This is a genomic window from Pseudomonas sp. UW4 (assembly GCF_000316175.1).
GTDB classification, from domain to species: Bacteria; Pseudomonadota; Gammaproteobacteria; order Pseudomonadales; family Pseudomonadaceae; genus Aquipseudomonas; species Aquipseudomonas laurylsulfatiphila.
The window spans coordinates 4,208,668-4,224,780 of the sequence record NC_019670.1 but is presented as its reverse complement, the minus strand read 5'-3'; the positions used below and the strand labels follow the sequence as shown (position 1 = coordinate 4,224,780).

The following is a 16,113-nucleotide window of genomic DNA, read 5'->3' as shown; positions in this document are numbered from 1 at the left end:
AGGGTGCAAGGCATATGCCATCACCGGTTCATCAGCTTTACATCAGGATTCATCGCGTCATGTCTTTCATCCTGCCGGCCGTTAATCGTCAGGCCGCAAAGGAGGTTGGCGTGCAAATCCAATTACTACGCGCCACCGGTCTGCCCGATGCTCGTTGCAGCGAGCGGGTGCTGCATGTGCGGGTCAGCGAATCCCCTGTGTATCTGGCTTCTGCGCAGCGCCCGCGGGTCTGTCTGCCGGTCGGTTGGGAAGGGCTGATTGCAACGAGCGATACATTCGAGCTGAGCGGCGGCGTGCAGACCCGGGCGGTTGCAGAAGCGGCGCTGGTTAAATTGCAAGTGTTCATCGATCTGGGAAACACACTGGTTGATCAACGACCCGGCCCGACATCCTGGGCGGCATTGCCGGTGGCGTACCCCGCCGTGTGGTCCGGGCGGGTGCTTGAGCGCTGGTACATCGAACAGGCCATGGTCGGGGGGATGGCTTACCAGACCTTCGCCGGCGTGCTGCGTCATACCGAAAGTTACGGACTTGTGCGCTTCCTGCTGGAGCAGGGCAACCACAGCGAAAAGTTGACCACCCTGGCCCAGCGTTATGGCGTTTCCGTGTCGCACTTCCGTCGGCTGTGCCGGCAGGCCCTGGGCACAGCGGCCAAGCCTGCATTGCGCGGCTGGCGTGCGGCCAGGGCGCTGTTGAACATGAGCCTGCAGGACGACTCCCTTACGGATATCGCGCTGGAGTTGGGTTTTGCCTCTTCTTCGCATTTCTCCAAGGAAATCCGTGATCTGGTTGGCTTCACGCCCAGTAGCCTGGCCGACATAACCTACCTCCCAGGCAAGTGAGCCGATGAACCGCCGATTACTTTCGTTATTTGTTTTGCCGTTCTGGTTAGGCGCCCTGTTGTCGCTGGTGCCGCTTGCCGCACGCGCCAATGCCGACGGCTATGTGGCTCGCGAACAGAGCGTGCGCACATTCTTCAGCGAGTTGTCCGGACCGTTGGGCAAACCTGTCATCGTCAGCAAGACTGCCGCCGCCAAACGGATTTCCGGTGCCTTCGATCTGCGTTCGCCGCAGCGGACCTTTGAACGGGTCAGCGCGCAGATGGGGCTTATCTGGTATAGCGATGGCCAGGCGATTTATCTGTATGACGCGTCGGAAGTCAAAAGCTCGATGATGTCGCTGCAGACCCTGACTGTCACCAGACTTCAGGCGTTCCTTGAGCGTTCCGGGTTGCACGATGCACGTTATCCATTGCGCCACGACGGTTTGCGCACTTTTCATGTGTCGGGCCCGCCGATGTATGTCGATCTGGTGGTGCAAGCCGCCGGACTGATGGATAACCAGCGCTCGGAACTGTTGCTGGGCAAGCAGCAGATCGGCGTGATCCAGGTGCGCAATACCTTTGTCAGCGACCGCAAGTATGAGCTGCGTGATGACAAGGTGACCATTCCCGGGCTGGCCACCGTGATCGAGGACTTGTTGCGTGGCGAAAAGCGCGAGGTCGAGCCGTCGGTGGCACAAGCCCCAGCGCAGCGTCCTCAGGGATTGATGCCGGCGTTTCCCCTGGAAGGCCTGGCGAGCGCCCCCTCGGAGCAAGACCCGACCGCGCCGCGAATCATTGCGCGAGAGGCGGCTGCCGGAAATATACGGGTGGTGGCCTATCCCGACACCAACAGCCTGCTGGTCAAGGGGCTTCCGGAGCAAGTGCGCTTTATCGAGAACCTGGTGAGTGCGCTGGACACGCCGAAACGGCACGTGGAGTTGTCGTTGTGGATCATCGATTTGCACAAGGATGAACTCAACCAGCTGGGTATCAACTGGCAGGGCGCATTGAAGTCCAGTGGGACATTCACCATGTCGCTGAACGCCGGCTCGGCGACCACCCTCGATGGCGCTTCGTTCGTCGCCCAGGTCATGGCTCTGGAGCGCACCAACCGGGCGAATGTGGTCTCGCGTCCGGTGATCCTGACACAAGAGAACGTGCCGGCGATCTTCGACAACAACCGCACCTTTTATGCCCCGCTGGTGGGGGAGCGCAGTGTCGATTTGCAGCACGTGACCTATGGCACGCTCGTCAGTGTTCTGCCCCGTTTCGCCCAGGCGGACGAAATTGAAATGTCACTCAATATCGAAGACGGCAACGAAGTAGAAAAACCTGATGAGAACAAGCAACCTGGCAGTTTGCCGACGGTCGGGCGCACACGGATCAGCACGGTGGCGCGCGTGCCCCAGGGCAAGAGTCTGTTGGTGGGCGGTTTCACCCGTGATGATCACAGCGAGCAAGTCGGGCGGATTCCGGTACTGGGTTCGATTCCGTGGATCGGGCGCCTGTTCAGCTATCGCCAGAACCGTTCGGCCAACACGGTGCGGGTGTTCCTGATTCAGCCCAAGGAGATTCTCGACACACTGGAGCCCGCCACGACTGATCCGGCCACCCGGCTGCTGACCCCGCAGCAGCATGAGCGGGTGCGCCGCTCCTATTTGCGGGCGTCAGAAAAATGATCCTGCCGCCGGTTTCCACAGGCGGGCGAGCCGCCCAGGCACGGTTCAATGCCGAAAAGGCCGCTGAACATCCACAGCCCCAGGCAGATGCGCAGGTTGATCTCGACGACAGCTCGACGGTTACCGTTGCGCAGCGCTTTGTGCAGATCAGCGATGAAATGTCGGCGGCACTGGCTCAGTTTCGCGGGCGGCGACATTTCGAACTCAAGTCCGAGACCCTGATGGACAACTTCGAACGTGTCCTTGAAGACGACACGGTGCCCAAGGTGCAGCAGGTGCTCAGCCTCGCGCGGCTGGCGGACAAGCCGGTTACCTGGTTGCTGCAAATGGTGCGAAAACTGTTCCCCGATGACAGTGATCTGGCGTTGGTGCTGCGAGAACTGCTACGTCGCAAGAAACTGGAAAAGACCACCCGTCAGCGACTTGAAACGCTGTTACAGACTGTGGTTGCCCAAGGCTCCCCCAAGCGGATGAATGCCGGGATCAACGCCGCCCTCAAAGCCAGGATGTTCGGGGCGAGCATGGCGGTGCGCGCAGGGTTGTTGCGTGAGACCTACCGGGATTTTCTGGAGTCCGACGAGGGCCCGATCAGTTGTTATCAGGACTGGATCGCACTGTATGGTCCGTCACAACGCATGACGGTACTTGCCTTCATCGAAGCAGCATTGCTCACGGATATCAGTGCCCAGGACCCCAGTTGCTCGCGCGTGGAGTTCGGTCAACTGCTGGCCAGGGTGACCGACCTCAAGCGCCTGCGCTCAGCTGATGAGCTGTTTATCACCCAACTGCTCGGCGATGCACTCATTTGCCGGCACAACGCCAATGAGCCCGACTGGCTGGTGTTCCTGCTCGGCCTGCTGACGTACCCCGATGAGCTCGACCAGCTGTTGCTCGGTGCGTTGGGTGAGAGTGTGCTGTTGAGCCCGCACCGTGAGCGTTCGACGCTGCTGCAGAAGGTGCGCCGGCACAGCCTGCAGTTGCCGCCGCAACTGTTTGCCGATGAACTCGCACCACTGCGCCTGGCAGAACAGTTCACCCGACTGGCTGACATTGCCTACGCCCACGAATGTAAAGAACGGCGACGCCTCGGCGGCTGCTCATGACTTTTTCCCGGAGCTGACCTGCCATGCTCAATGTGTTTTTGCGCAACGTCGGCGCTCGTCCGGAGCTGCTGATCCTGACGTTGATGGTGATGATCATCGCCATGCTGATCATTCCCCTGCCGACGGCGCTGGTGGATTTTCTCATCGGCCTGAACATCGTGATTTCGCTGCTGGTGTTCATGGGGTCGTTCTACATTGAACGCATCCTCAGTTTCTCGACCTTTCCGGCGTTGCTGCTGTTGACCACCCTGTTCCGCCTGGCGCTGTCGATCAGCACCAGCCGGCTGATCCTCAGCCAGGCTGATGCGGGGGAGATCATCGCCTCCTTCGGTGAGTTCGTGATCGGCGAAAGCCTGGTGGTGGGCTTCGTGATCTTTTCCATTGTCACTATTGTCCAGTTCATCGTGATCACCAAGGGTTCGGAGCGGGTGGCCGAAGTCGCGGCGCGCTTCTCGCTGGACGGCATGCCCGGCAAGCAGATGAGCATCGACGGCGACCTCAAGGCCGGCGCCATGACGGCCGAGGAAGCCAAGGAAAAACGCAGCGTGCTGGAGCGCGAAAGCCAGTTGTACGGCTCGTTCGACGGCGCGATGAAGTTCATCAAGGGCGATGCCATCGCCGGCATCATCATTATCTTCGTCAACTTCATCGGCGGCATGGCCATTGGCGTCGGGCAGATGGGCATGGACCTGTCCACCGCCTTGTCGACCTACACCCTGCTGACCATCGGCGATGGTCTGGTGGCGCAGATTCCGGCGTTGCTGATCGCCATCGGCGCCGGCTTCATCGTCACCCGCGTCAACGGCGATGACGCCAACCTGGGGCGCAACATGCTCGCCCAGATGCTCGGTCATCCCTTCGTGCTGGGGGTGACGGCGCTGCTGGCGGTGGGCGTCGGCCTGCTGCCCGGTTTTCCGCTGCTGACTTTCCTGCCCATCGCCGCGGCCCTGGCACTGCTGGTATTCGTGCGCCGGCGCAAGGCCTCCAGGGCCGAGGGGCAGGGTGACAGCCGTCCATCGTCGACGCAGGGCCAAGCCATGCAGACCGGCTCGGGCCTGCTCGAGGACATCGATAACGTCGCCACTGAAACCATCCCGCTGATGTTGTTGGTGCCCACGGCGCGCCTCGATGAGTTGAACGCGGCCCGTTGGGCGGCGCGTTTTCGCAGTCAGTTTTTCGTCGATTACGGGCTGCGCATTCCCGAGCCGCAATTGCGCGCCAGCGATGCCTTGCCGGCGCATCAAGTGGCGGTACTGATCAACGAAGTGCGCGCCGAGCAATTCGATATCCATTTCGATCACTGGCGCCTGCTCGACTACTCGCCGGAGCTGGAACCCATGGGCTTTGCCCTGGTGCACGGCAGTGACAGCAATCGCCTGGGCGGGGTGTGGGTCAACGCCAACGACAAGGAACGGGTGCAGCAATTGGGCTATCACCTGCGCCCGGCGGACGAGGAATGCTACCGCTGCCTGGTCACCTTGCTGGCGCGCAACATCCAGGAGTTTTTTGGCGTGCAGGAAACCAAGCAACTGCTCGACGAAATGGAAACCCGCTGTCCCGATCTGCTCAAGGAAGTCTATCGCCACGTCACCGTGCAGAAGATCACCGAAGTGTTGCAGCGCCTGATTGGCGAGCGCATTTCCGTGCGCAACATGAAGCTGATTCTTGAGTCCCTGGCCCATTGGGCGTCCCGGGAAAAAGACGCGCTGGCGCTGGTCGAGCACGTTCGTGGCTCGCTGGCCCGCTACATCAGCAACAAGTTTGCCCAGGGTAATGACTTGCGGGTGTTGCTGTTGTCGGCGGAGTTCGAAGAGGTGGTGCGCAAGGGCATCCGGCAAACCTCGGGCGGCAGTTTCATCAACCTGGAGCCGGCCGAGTCGGAAGAGCTGATGGACCGGCTGAGTGTCGGCCTGGGCAGTCTGCACATTGCACACAAGGACATGGTGTTGCTGTGTTCGGTCGATGTGCGGCGCTACATCAAGAAACTGATCGAGGGGCGGTTCCGGGAGCTGGACGTGATGTCGTTCGGCGAAATCTCCGAGACCGTCTCCGTCAATGTCATCAAAACACTGTAAGGAAATACTGCAAATGGTTCCAACGGATATTGCCGACCTGTTGCGCGAAGCGCTGCGGCACAGCGGCTGCATGGACAGCCAGATAGGGCACTTCGACAGTCACAGTACAATCGAAATGCAGATGAAGAGCCTGCCTGATGTCAACGTCGCTGAGGTGGAGGGCGATGTATGGGTATGGGCGGTGGTCGCCGAAGCCGGCCCACAGTTTGCCCATCATTGTGCCGGTGAGTTGATACGGTTTTTGCTTGAAGGCAACGCTTTTTCCCGCACCGGGCAATTGCATCTGTGCGAGGTTCAGGAGCGCCTGGAACTGCGGTTGATGGCCAATGCCGATGCCCTGAGTGACGCCGGGCATTTCGCCCAGGCCCTCGACTCTTTTGTGCTGGCGCTTGAAACACTGTGCGAACTGTTGCGTCGATGAACATCCGGCTGCAACGGCACGGTGCCCATCCGTTGCGTTTGAGTGGTCCATTGATCGAGGCGGCGCTGGGCGACGTGGTGATCGGTGAAGTCTGCGAAGTGCGTCGGCATTGGCGCTTGCCTGAGGTTGCGGCCAGGGCGCAGGTCATTGGCTTCAAGCCCGGCGCGGTCGTGCTCAGTTTGCTCGGCGATGCCAAGGGCTTGTCCAGAGAGTCGATGATTGTTCCCACGGGCTCGATCCTGCAACTGACGTGCAGTGATGCCTTGCTCGGCAGCGTAGTCGACCCTCAAGGCGCTATCGTCGAGCGTCTGGCACCGTCTACGGCGTTGGCGCAAGAGGACTATCCGGTGGACGCCGACCCGCCGTCATACCAGCAGCGGCGCCCGGTGGACACCCCTTTGCGCACCGGTATTCGGGTCATCGACGGCTTGCTGACTTGCGGTATCGGCCAGCGCATCGGCATTTTCGCCGCCGCCGGCTCCGGCAAAACCACCCTGATCAATATGCTGATCAACCACACCGACGCCGATGTGTTTGTCATTGGCCTGATCGGTGAGCGCGGACGTGAAGTGACCGAATTCATCGAGCATCTGCGTCAGTCTGAAATACGCTCACGATGCGTGGTGGTGTATGCCACCTCGGATTTTTCCTCGGTGGATCGCTGCAACTCGGCCTTGCAGGCTACGGCTATCGCCGAGTATTTCCGTGACCAGGGCCTGCGTGTGGTGTTGTTGCTGGATTCGTTGACGCGCTACGCCAGGGCCCGTCGCGATCTGGCCCTGGCCGCGGGAGAAGCGCCGGCGCGACGAGGCTACCCGGCCTCGGTGTTCGATGCCTTGCCGCGCCTGCTGGAACGGCCCGGGGTGACTGCCTCCGGCAGCATTACCGCCTGGTACACGGTGCTGCTGGAAAGTGACGACGAACCGGACCCGATCGCCGAGGAGATTCGCTCAATCCTCGACGGCCATATTTACCTCAGCCGTGCGCTGGCGGCCAAGGGGCACTACCCGGCAATCGATGTGTTGCGCAGTGTCAGTCGCGTGGCGACGCAAGTCACTGCGCCGCAGGTGCAGCAACTGGCGGCGGCGACCCGGGAAACGCTGACGCGGCTTGAGCAGCTGCAGGTTTTTCTCGACATGGGCGAGTACAGCCCAGGCGCGGACGCTGCCAATGACCAGGCGCTGCAACGCCGTGAAGCCCTCTACCAGTGGTTGCGCCAGCCCACGGGCGAACGCTGTGAACCGGACGAGGCCCTGGGCCAATTGCAGGGGGTCATGGCATGAATCCATTAGCCGATCGTCGTCGCCTGTTGGCGCTCAGCCAGTTCCGCCTGCAACGCGGTCAACTGCTGATAGCGCGTACCCGGCAGCAACTGCAGCCGCTGGTCCAGGAGCGGGCCGCGTTCGACGGACAAGAGGCAGCGCTACACGGTTTGTTGGCCAGCCATCGCGCCAATGACTGTGTGCTCGATCACGGGCAACTGTTGGCGCTGTTGCGAAGGCAGGCGGTCATTCGGCGGCAGATCGAGCTGTTGCGCGTCGAGCGTAACCGGGTCGATCAGCAGTGCCGGGAGATTGAGCAAGCGTTGCAGGAGCAGCGCGAGCAACTGCGGTTCGCGCAGCGCAAACACGACAAGTACGAAGGGGCTGTTCAGCAGCTGTTACGGGGGCAACGGCTGGAGCAGGTACGCCGGGAAGAAAGAGAAGCCGAAGAGATGAACGGAGTTTCGCGATGAGCAATGTATCTGTAATTTCACCCTTGCCGGTTCAACCCTTGGACCCTGTCACCGAACAGCCGATGGATGAGTCGCACGACAGGCTGGTGCCGGTGCGGGAGGATGAGCTGCCGCAAGGTGTGCTGGAGCTGATGGCGCCGTTGATCCTGCGTCATCGGCCCCTGATGGACACGGGGCGCGCAATCACTCTGCAGGCGATGGTCACGCTCCCGGAAAAGCCGGCGGCTGAACTCGACGAAGTACGGCCGCTCGCACCGGTGTCTCATCCACAAGCGCAGCCGCTGTCGAGTAAACCTGAGCAGCTTCGGGTGTCGCCACCGGCGTCTCATCCACAAGCGCAGCCGCTGTCGAGTAAACCTGAGCAGCTTCGGGTGTCGCCACCGGTGTCTCATCCACAAGCGCAGTCGCTGTCGAGTAAACCTGAGCAGCCTCTGGTGTCGCCACCGGCGTCTCATCCACAAGCGCAGCCGCTGTTGAGCAAACCTGTGCCGCCTCGGTTGTTGCCAGCGGTGGCTGACGTTGCGCCTGTTGTCGACAGGGGGGGCGCGCAGACATCGACACTGACACCTACAAACCTGCCGACTCGGATCGTTGTTGAGCCAGGGCCGACCGAGCGCCCATCAAACATCGTCGAAGCGCTACCGGTCGAGCGTGCCGCCAGTCCAGGTGCACCCTCGATGTTTGAGTTCGAAGGGCAAAGGCCCGAAGCCTTATCGAACCTCCTGACCGCGCGCCATGTGCCGCCAATTGCCTCACCTGCGGCCTCGGCGCCCGGGATGCCGCCAGCGCCGCCTGCCCTCGACCCGATCATCGAAACCCTGCCGGTTGCCGACCGGGGGTTGCTGCAGGTTCCGTTCAATAAAGGTGCCGCCAGCGGGCAGGTGACGATCAGCCGCGTGGTCGATGAGCCCACCCGCAACCTGCAAATCAGCCCGAGCAATGCCCTGGTTTTCGAACAACTCAAAGTGTCGCTGGAGCACGTCCGCGAACCCGCCTGGCGCCTGACCGATAGCGACGGTGAGCAGCAGCGCCAGGGCTCGCGGCAGCCGCCGGACGACGAGCAGACCGAAGACGCCGGGCAGGGTGCATGAGCGCACTGAAGTTGCGTCGGGTCAACGCTTCGGCGCATGCCGCCGCGCAAGCGATACGACGCTGGCGAAACGCGGATGTCGACGCCGGTTCAGGCCATCCGCCAGGGCAATCGGGTTATCTGTGCTTTCGCGCATCAGGCGAGGGCGGGGAATGGCGGGGTTTGATCGACGCCCGCGACTGGTTGCATCGATCGCTCCCGGGGTTGCGCTCGTTACTGTCGGTCGAGTGCTCACTGATGAACATCGCCGAGCTGTTCCGCGCGGTGCCGCAACCCTTGCTGCTGGAGGTAGAGGACTTGCACTACCGGCAAATATCCGACGTCGATGGGGTCCTTCCCGGGCAATTGCCCCCGCAGGAACTGCCATGGCTCGACACGCCCCGCGGGCGCCTGTGGTTGACCCGATTGCCACCGGCACGAGCCGCCAGCCGGCCCCTGGACGCCGACTCATGGCTGAGCGATTTGCCGCTGCGCCTGGAGCTGATGCTGGGGGCGAGCCACCTCGGACACGGGACACGGCTCAAGGCCGGCGATGTCCTGCGAATCATTCAGCGTTCGCAACGATGCTACCTGGGGCATCAATGCCTCGGCGCTTTCACCTTTACTGAACAGGGGGTACACATGCAATCGACCGCGACCGACGCCCAAAGCACGGCAGATCTCGATACCGATACCGATACCGATTTTGACCTCGGTGCTTTGCCGGTGCGTCTGGAGTTCCTGCTCGCGACCCGGGAAATCGACCTGGCCACGCTGTCGCAGATCATTGCGGGCCAACTGATCCCGCTGGCGGACGATGCGGCGCGACACATCGAGGTACGCGCCAATGGCAAGCCGGTGGCCCGTGGCGAACTGGTGCAACTGCAAGAGCAGTTGGCTGTGGAGTTGCTCGAGGTCTATCGCAACGGTTCACCGGACGGAATGCCGCGATGAACGACGTTTCGCTGATCGCGCTGCTGGCGTTCGCTTCACTGCTGCCGTTTCTGGTGGCGGCCGGCACCTGCTACATCAAGTTTTCCATCGTCTTTGTCATCGTGCGTAATGCCTTGGGCTTGCAGCAGGTGCCCTCGAACATGGCCCTCAATGCAATCGCCTTGATGCTGGCGATTTTCGTGATGACGCCGGTGATGAAACAGGGCTATGGCTATTACAAGGAAGAACAGGTGGCTTTTACCGACATCGAGTCGGTGGTGAATTTCGCCGAGAACGGGTTGGGCGGCTACAAGGACTACCTGCGCAAGTACACCGACCCGGAACTGGCTCTGTTCTTCGAGCGGGCGCAAGCGGTGCAGAGTGAGTCCGACATCGTTCTGCCCGCCGATGAAGAACTCACGCCGTCGCTGTTTTCGCTGCTGCCGGCCTACGCATTGAGTGAAATCAAAAGCGCCTTCAAGATCGGCTTCTACCTGTACTTACCCTTTGTGATCGTCGACCTGGTGATCTCCAGCATCCTGCTGGCGCTGGGCATGATGATGATGAGCCCGGTGATCATTTCGGTGCCGATCAAATTGGTATTGTTTGTTGCTCTGGACGGCTGGGCGCTGCTGTCCACCGGGCTGGTCAAGCAATACCTGACGTTGCTGGCATAGGCGCGGGTTCATGAACGATCTGGTCTATGCCGGCAATAAAACCCTGTACCTGATCCTGTTGATGGTGGCGTGGCCAATCATCGTTGCCACGGTGGTCGGCCTGGTGGTCGGTCTGATTCAGACCGTGACCCAGTTACAGGAGCAGACCCTGCCGTTCGGTTTCAAACTGCTGGCCGTCGCCGCGTGCCTGTTTTTGCTGTCGGGCTGGTACGGCGAAACCTTGCTCGATTTCAGTCGAGAAGTCATCCGCCTGGCGCTGGCTTAGCGCGATGTCGGTGACGCTGTTTTTCGACCTGTACACCTGGCTTGCCGCCGCCCTCCTGGGGTTTGCACGCCTGGCGCCGATTTTTTTCATGTTGCCGTTCCTCAACAGTGGGGTGCTCACGGGCGCGCCACGCCAGGCTGTCATTGTGTTGGTGGCGTTGGGTTTCCAGGCTTATGTGGGGGTGCCGCTGCCGGACCTCGACGGGTTGGCATTCTTCGGTCTGATGTTGCGCGAGGCCGGCATTGGCGTGCTGCTTGGATGCCTGCTGTGCTGGCCGTTCTGGGTGCTGCACGCCATGGGCAATCTGATCGACAACCAGCGCGGGGCGATGCTCAGCAGCACCGTGGACCCGGCCAACGGCGTCGATACGTCGGAGCTGGCCAATTTTCTCCAGCTGTTTGCCGCGGTGGTTTATCTCGAGGGCGGCGGCATGCTGCTGATGCTTGAAACCGTTGGCCACAGTTACCGCCTATGCGCGCCGGTCAATGGCTGCGAGGTACACCTGACATCGATTCTGAGCCTGCTCGACGCGCTGGTGAGCAAGACCCTGGTGATCAGCGCGCCGGTGGTGGCCACGCTGTTGATCAGCGAAGCGCTGCTTGGCTTGCTCTCGCGGTATGCGCCGCAAATGAATGCTTTCTCGGTGTCGCTGACGGTCAAGAGCCTGGTGGCGCTGGTAGTGTTGATGCTGTATTTCGGCGTACACCTGCCGGACGAAGTCCTGCGCATGGGCATGAAATCCCAAGGGCTGGAACATTATCTGGGCCGCGAAGGGGAGGCTACCGATGTCGTCCAGCGCCTCGAAGACTGAGAAACCCACCGCCAAGCGCCTGCGCGATGCGTCACGCAAAGGGCAGACGTTCAAGGCCAAGGATCTGGTGATCACCTGCCTGACCCTCTGCGGCATCACCTACATGGTGTTCAACAGCTCGCTGGTGGAGGTCATGGAAGTCTATCGACGCATCATTGCCAGTGACTTTGACGTGGACCTGCAAGAGTACTCGGCCATGCTGGTGCTGGTCGGGCTCAAGGCATTGTTGCCATTGCTGCTGGTCTGTGTGTTGACCAGCGCATTGCCTGCACTGTTGCAAAGCGGTTTTGCCCTGGCCAGCGAAGCCTTGAAGCTCAACCTGGGAGCGTTGAACCCGATCAATGGCTTCAAAAAACTGTTCAGCATGCGCACCGTCAAGGACACGGTCAAAGCGCTGCTGTACCTGGGCAGTTTTGCCCTGGCCCTGTGGATTGTCTGGATCACCCAGCGGCAACTGCTGTTTGCCCAACTGTTCGCCCAAGCCTCTGACCTGTTCGCAATCTGGGGCCACTTGTTGCTGGTGCTGGTGCTGGCGTTCCTCGGATGCGTGCTGCTGATCGTCGTGCTCGATGCGTTGAGCGAATACTGGCTGTTCATGAAGGATCAGATGATGGACAAGGATTCGGTCAAGCGCGAACACAAGGAACAAGATGGCAATCCCGAGATCAAGGGACGCCGTCGTGATCTGCATCGTGAGTTGCTGTCAGAGCAAATCAAATCCGATGTGCGCAACTCGCGGATGATCATCGCCAACCCGACGCACATTGCCATCGGTGTGTATTTCCGCCCGGAAATCACCGTGTTGCCGTTTATCTCCCTGATGGAAACCAACCAGCGCGCCCTGGCCGTTCGCGCCTATGCCAAAGAGGTCGGTGTGCCGGTGATCAATGACATCGCATTGGCCCGGCGGATATTCAAAACCCACCAGCGCTACAGCTTTCTTCAAGTACAGGAAATCGAAGAAGTCCTGCGTCTGTTGATCTGGCTCGAACAGGTCGAGCAGGCCTGATTTCTCCCTTTTCCTTTTTCTTCCAAACGTTGGCATGAGCGCAATTTGGCAGCGTGCTCAGCAGCGCTTTGGCTCAATGCAGTCGTCAGCAATGCTGACGTTTTTCAGGAGTGTGGCTGATGAGTCGCGACAAACAACAAGATGAACAACTGGCCCTCGATGTCGTGGATGCGGTGCTCGGTGGTGCGGCATTGAAAGACGTGCAAGGCATCAGTGACGAACACATGAACGGTCTCTATGCCTTCGCGTTCCAGTTTTATGAGCAGGGGCGGCTGGACGATGCCGAAAAGTTCTTCCATTTCCTGTGCATCTACGACCTCAACAACAGCCATTACTGGATGGGGTTGGCCGCCGTACACCAACTCAAGCAGAACCACCAGAAAGCGATCGACCTGTATGCGATTGCCTTCGCCCAAGGCAAGAACGACTACCGACCGATGCTGTACACCGGCCAATGTCACCTGGCGCTGGGCAAGGTCGGCAAGGCCAGATTGTGCTTCGAATATGTGCTTGAGCAAGCCACGGAAGACGATTTGCGCAAACAGGCTCAGGTGTATCTCGACACCTTGAGTCACATGGAAAAAGATTGTTCGGAGACTGAACATGAGTGAAATCAGAAGCACCTTCAACCCGGTTTCTTTGGGCTTGACCGGTCGGGACGGGGCCGTTGAAAAATATGGCAAGGCTGTCAGTCAAGCGGCCGGAACGGTGGATTATCAGAAGGCCGGCCAAGAGGCATTGGCTCGCCTGATGTCGGTGAGCTACGAAGGCCTGCCCGGCCCATCCGTCGCCAGTGCGGGCAGACCCTTGCTGCACTTGCCAGCTCTACGCGCTGACGGCAACAAACAGGAAACCAACCTCGATCTGTTCACGCTGTTGATGGCGATGATCAGCGAGTTGATCGGCGAAGTCGACGTCAAAAAACTGAAAAACCGCCTGGCGATGCTGCAAAGCATGGCCGGTGCCAAGCAGCAGGGGTATGAAAAGCTGGCGGCTGACTACGCCGCCGCCGTCGAGGCGCTGGAAGTCGCCGAAGGCAATATCGGCAGCAGCCAGGAGCACCTCGATCAGTTGCAGGAGCGGGTTCGGCAGGTCCAGGGACTGCTGAATGAGAGTGAGGCACGGTTGGCGGAGCTGGATTCTGAATCACCGGAATACGCTCGCGAACTGGCACTGCGCGACAAGCTGAAAGGTGAACTGGCGGGCCATACCCAAACGCTGCAAAAGGCGACCGATGCTCACCTGAAACTGATCGAGATCGCCAACGCCTGCGCCAAAACGCTGGCCATGGTGGCCGTGAAGGTGCAAGAAGCCGGACTCGCCGGACCCTTGGTGAAGGAGTCTAACGAAAAAGCGCTGAACAGCAGCGCACTGGCGCTCCTGAACCGCTTGAAGATTATCGAGTTGCTTGGCGAGGCGGCGCAGAACAAGGAGGAGCTCAACCAGGAGTTGTTCCAGGAGATGCAAGCCAAGCTTCAGGAACACATGAAGCTCGAGTCGGAAAAGTACCTGGAAGAAGTGCGCAAGGCCGAGGCGCTGCAGAGCACCATGGGCTGCATTGGCAAGATCGTCGGTGCGATATTGACCCTTGCAACCATTGTTGTCAGCGTGCTGACCCTCAACCCGGTGCTGTTCGTGGTCGGGGTGATTGGCGCGGGAGTGATGATTAGCGATTTGGTGGTCGAGGAGGTGACGGGCAAGTCGTTCATGGCCGAAGCCATGAAGCCGCTGACCACGGTCATGCAGGAAGCCATCAAGCTGTTGACCGAACTATATAGAATAGGTCTGGTGACGTTTGGAATCGACGAGAAGACCGCAAAAGACATTGCGCAAATCGCCGGCATGATCGCGGGGATCGCGGCCACGTTGGCTGCCGTTGCAGTGGTGTCCGTGCTCGGGGCAAAGGTGGTCGGGCTAATGGCCGACGCCATTGCCTCGAGACTGTCCTCGATGATCGCCAACGCTGTGCCTGCTGCCATTGAGGCGTTCAAGCAGGTGTCTTCATCGGTCAGCAATTCACTGACCCAGATGCTGACCCAGTTGCGCAGCTTCATCACCAGAGGCGCCGATGCGGTGACCCTGGCCCGCATTACCGCCTATCTGCAGACGGCTCAGGCCGTCACCGAGTTCGGCAATGTGGTAGTGCAGGGCGGTTTGCAGATCGGTAGCGGCGAACATCTGGCCAAGGCAGCGAAGCACCTGGCGGACGTGCAGGTGCGCATGGCGATCAGCGAAGAGATCACTGACTACCTCACCCGGCTGGTCGAAGACTACGGCCAGGCGATGCAGGTCCGCACCGATGAGATCGGGAAGTTAATTGCCGACAACGATCGCAGTCATTACGTGAGCCTGCAAATGGCCCGGAACGTTCGAAGCCACGGATAAAAAGGTAATTTTTCATGACCACCATTCACACCACGACCAGGCCTGCTCCAGCGGTATTGACTCACGATCCGGTGAACGACGCAGGGTTGAGCGAGTTGATTGCCCAGGAGCAATTCTCGAAAAACCTCAAAGGCAAGCGCCTCTCGGATACGCCGCTTGTCAACCAGGTCACCACTGAGCAAGTGCTCCAGAACGGTAGCTTCATAGCGCCTACGGCTGCGGAGCTCGAAAGTAAAAGCAACGCCTACCAGCCCAGTGAGTCGGACTGGCAAGACTTCGCTGTAGCTTTGACGATGCTCAACGATGAAGTACGCAACGATCTGGTGTTTGATCCGGGCGCGTGGGAGAAACATGCCAACGTATTGGTCGCCGCGATCATTGCACTCAACGTCGCACGGGTCGCCAACGCGTATTTGCGCGGACATTTCAGTGTCTTGGCGGCGGAGGCCGCCAAGGCCCAGGGCGAGGCCATCGTCGAATCCGGTGATGCAGACTTCTACAGCGCCGCCAGTTCCGCCATAGTGTCCGGCTTTATTGCCGCTTCCGGTATGATCAAGACGTTGAAAGGCCTGGGGCTCAAGCATGACGATATCAACCTGCACAAGCGCAACGCTCTGGACGCCAACAAAATTGAGCGTGACCTGAAGCTCGATCGTTCCCGCGATGACTGGGATCCGCAAACCACCTACAAAATAGAGACTTTCGACGATTTCGGCCGGTCGAAATTCGTCGACTTCAAACCCGAGGGGACCACGCTGACGCCTCAGGAGCAGGCGTGGTTCGACGGGGAAATCTCCAAGGCGAAGGAGGTTGGGAAAACCTCCGACTGGTTGAGCCTTTCGGGCATCAAAGACATTGAGAAAAAGCTCGAAATCGGCCGTGCGCTCAGTGCGATGTCGATGAGCCTGAGTCAGGTCGTGTCCAGCATGGTGCGCATGAGCGTGTACGCTGCGCGGGAGAAAGAAGTCCTGCAGCAAAGTGCACAGAACACTCAGAAAAGCCTGAGTGACGAGGTCGCTCAGAAAGACTCCGCCGACAGGGCACTGGTGCAAAAGATGATGGATGAGATAGCGCAGATAAGCCGGTCGCGCATTGAAGTCCTTGGAAGGGTTTGAGTGAGGAAACCAA

At 60.1% G+C, this 16,113-nt stretch carries 16 protein-coding genes; all 16 read left to right on the top strand.

The genetic code is table 11. The features are described 5' to 3' along the window. Positions 1-59 precede the first annotated feature (59 nt). The 16 genes from PPUTUW4_RS18470 to PPUTUW4_RS18395 all read left to right on the top strand — a co-directional run bounded on the left by PPUTUW4_RS18470 (position 60) and on the right by PPUTUW4_RS18395 (position 16,100). The gene (locus PPUTUW4_RS18470; protein ID WP_015096055.1) at positions 60-842 is read left to right on the top strand and encodes a helix-turn-helix domain-containing protein; all 783 of its coding nucleotides are present in this window, start codon (positions 60-62) and stop codon (positions 840-842) included. A gap of 4 nt (positions 843-846) precedes the next feature. Then, positions 847-2,502 carry a type III secretion system outer membrane ring subunit SctC gene (gene sctC / locus PPUTUW4_RS18465; protein WP_015096054.1) on the top strand — a complete coding sequence of 552 codons (1,656 nt, stop codon included), beginning with the start codon at positions 847-849 and terminating at the stop codon, positions 2,500-2,502. After that, positions 2,499-3,605 (top strand): type III secretion system gatekeeper subunit SctW, encoded by a 1,107-nt coding sequence (sctW, locus tag PPUTUW4_RS18460; RefSeq protein ID WP_015096053.1) that lies wholly within the window; start codon positions 2,499-2,501, stop codon positions 3,603-3,605. Before sctC ends, sctW begins: the two co-directional genes overlap by 4 nt. 23 nt (positions 3,606-3,628) lie before the next feature. Further along, positions 3,629-5,680 (top strand): EscV/YscV/HrcV family type III secretion system export apparatus protein, encoded by a 2,052-nt coding sequence (locus PPUTUW4_RS18455; protein ID WP_015096052.1) that lies wholly within the window; start codon positions 3,629-3,631, stop codon positions 5,678-5,680. 13 nt (positions 5,681-5,693) lie between these two features. Next, complete coding sequence (locus PPUTUW4_RS18450; RefSeq protein WP_015096051.1) at positions 5,694-6,101, top strand: invasion protein; 408 nt, start codon at positions 5,694-5,696, stop codon at positions 6,099-6,101. Next, positions 6,098-7,384, top strand: a complete 1,287-nt coding sequence (gene sctN, locus PPUTUW4_RS18445) for a type III secretion system ATPase SctN (RefSeq protein ID WP_015096050.1) — start codon at positions 6,098-6,100, stop codon at positions 7,382-7,384. The genes PPUTUW4_RS18450 and sctN overlap by 4 nt, the downstream gene beginning before the upstream one ends. Beyond that, positions 7,381-7,836, top strand: coding sequence for a type III secretion system secretory apparatus (locus tag PPUTUW4_RS18440; protein WP_015096049.1), 456 nt, complete (start codon positions 7,381-7,383; stop codon positions 7,834-7,836). The genes sctN and PPUTUW4_RS18440 overlap by 4 nt, the downstream gene beginning before the upstream one ends. Next, positions 7,833-8,927 (top strand): hypothetical protein, encoded by a 1,095-nt coding sequence (locus PPUTUW4_RS18435; protein WP_015096048.1) that lies wholly within the window; start codon positions 7,833-7,835, stop codon positions 8,925-8,927. The genes PPUTUW4_RS18440 and PPUTUW4_RS18435 overlap by 4 nt, the downstream gene beginning before the upstream one ends. After that, a complete protein-coding gene (locus PPUTUW4_RS18430) occupies positions 8,924-9,859 on the top strand; it encodes a FliM/FliN family flagellar motor switch protein (protein WP_015096047.1) in 936 nt (311 codons plus the stop codon). Before PPUTUW4_RS18435 ends, PPUTUW4_RS18430 begins: the two co-directional genes overlap by 4 nt. After that, positions 9,856-10,515, top strand: coding sequence for an EscR/YscR/HrcR family type III secretion system export apparatus protein (locus PPUTUW4_RS18425; RefSeq protein WP_015096046.1), 660 nt, complete (start codon positions 9,856-9,858; stop codon positions 10,513-10,515). The genes PPUTUW4_RS18430 and PPUTUW4_RS18425 overlap by 4 nt, the downstream gene beginning before the upstream one ends. Before the next feature lie 10 nt (positions 10,516-10,525). After that, positions 10,526-10,780, top strand: a complete 255-nt coding sequence (locus PPUTUW4_RS18420) for an EscS/YscS/HrcS family type III secretion system export apparatus protein (protein ID WP_007993424.1) — start codon at positions 10,526-10,528, stop codon at positions 10,778-10,780. Positions 10,781-10,784: 4 nt separating this feature from the next. Further along, positions 10,785-11,591, top strand: a complete 807-nt coding sequence (sctT, locus tag PPUTUW4_RS18415) for a type III secretion system export apparatus subunit SctT (RefSeq protein WP_015096045.1) — start codon at positions 10,785-10,787, stop codon at positions 11,589-11,591. Further along, positions 11,566-12,600, top strand: coding sequence for an EscU/YscU/HrcU family type III secretion system export apparatus switch protein (locus PPUTUW4_RS18410; RefSeq protein ID WP_015096044.1), 1,035 nt, complete (start codon positions 11,566-11,568; stop codon positions 12,598-12,600). Before sctT ends, PPUTUW4_RS18410 begins: the two co-directional genes overlap by 26 nt. Before the next feature lie 119 nt (positions 12,601-12,719). After that, positions 12,720-13,211: a type III secretion system translocator chaperone SicA gene (sicA, locus tag PPUTUW4_RS18405; protein ID WP_015096043.1), complete on the top strand. Its 492-nt coding sequence runs from the start codon at positions 12,720-12,722 to the stop codon at positions 13,209-13,211. Further along, positions 13,204-14,985: a type III secretion system translocon subunit SctE gene (sctE, locus tag PPUTUW4_RS18400; RefSeq protein ID WP_015096042.1), complete on the top strand. Its 1,782-nt coding sequence runs from the start codon at positions 13,204-13,206 to the stop codon at positions 14,983-14,985. The genes sicA and sctE overlap by 8 nt, the downstream gene beginning before the upstream one ends. Positions 14,986-15,071: 86 nt before the next feature. Continuing rightward, positions 15,072-16,100, top strand: coding sequence for a cell invasion protein (locus PPUTUW4_RS18395; RefSeq protein WP_227698100.1), 1,029 nt, complete (start codon positions 15,072-15,074; stop codon positions 16,098-16,100). The last annotated feature ends 13 nt before the right edge of the window (positions 16,101-16,113 follow it).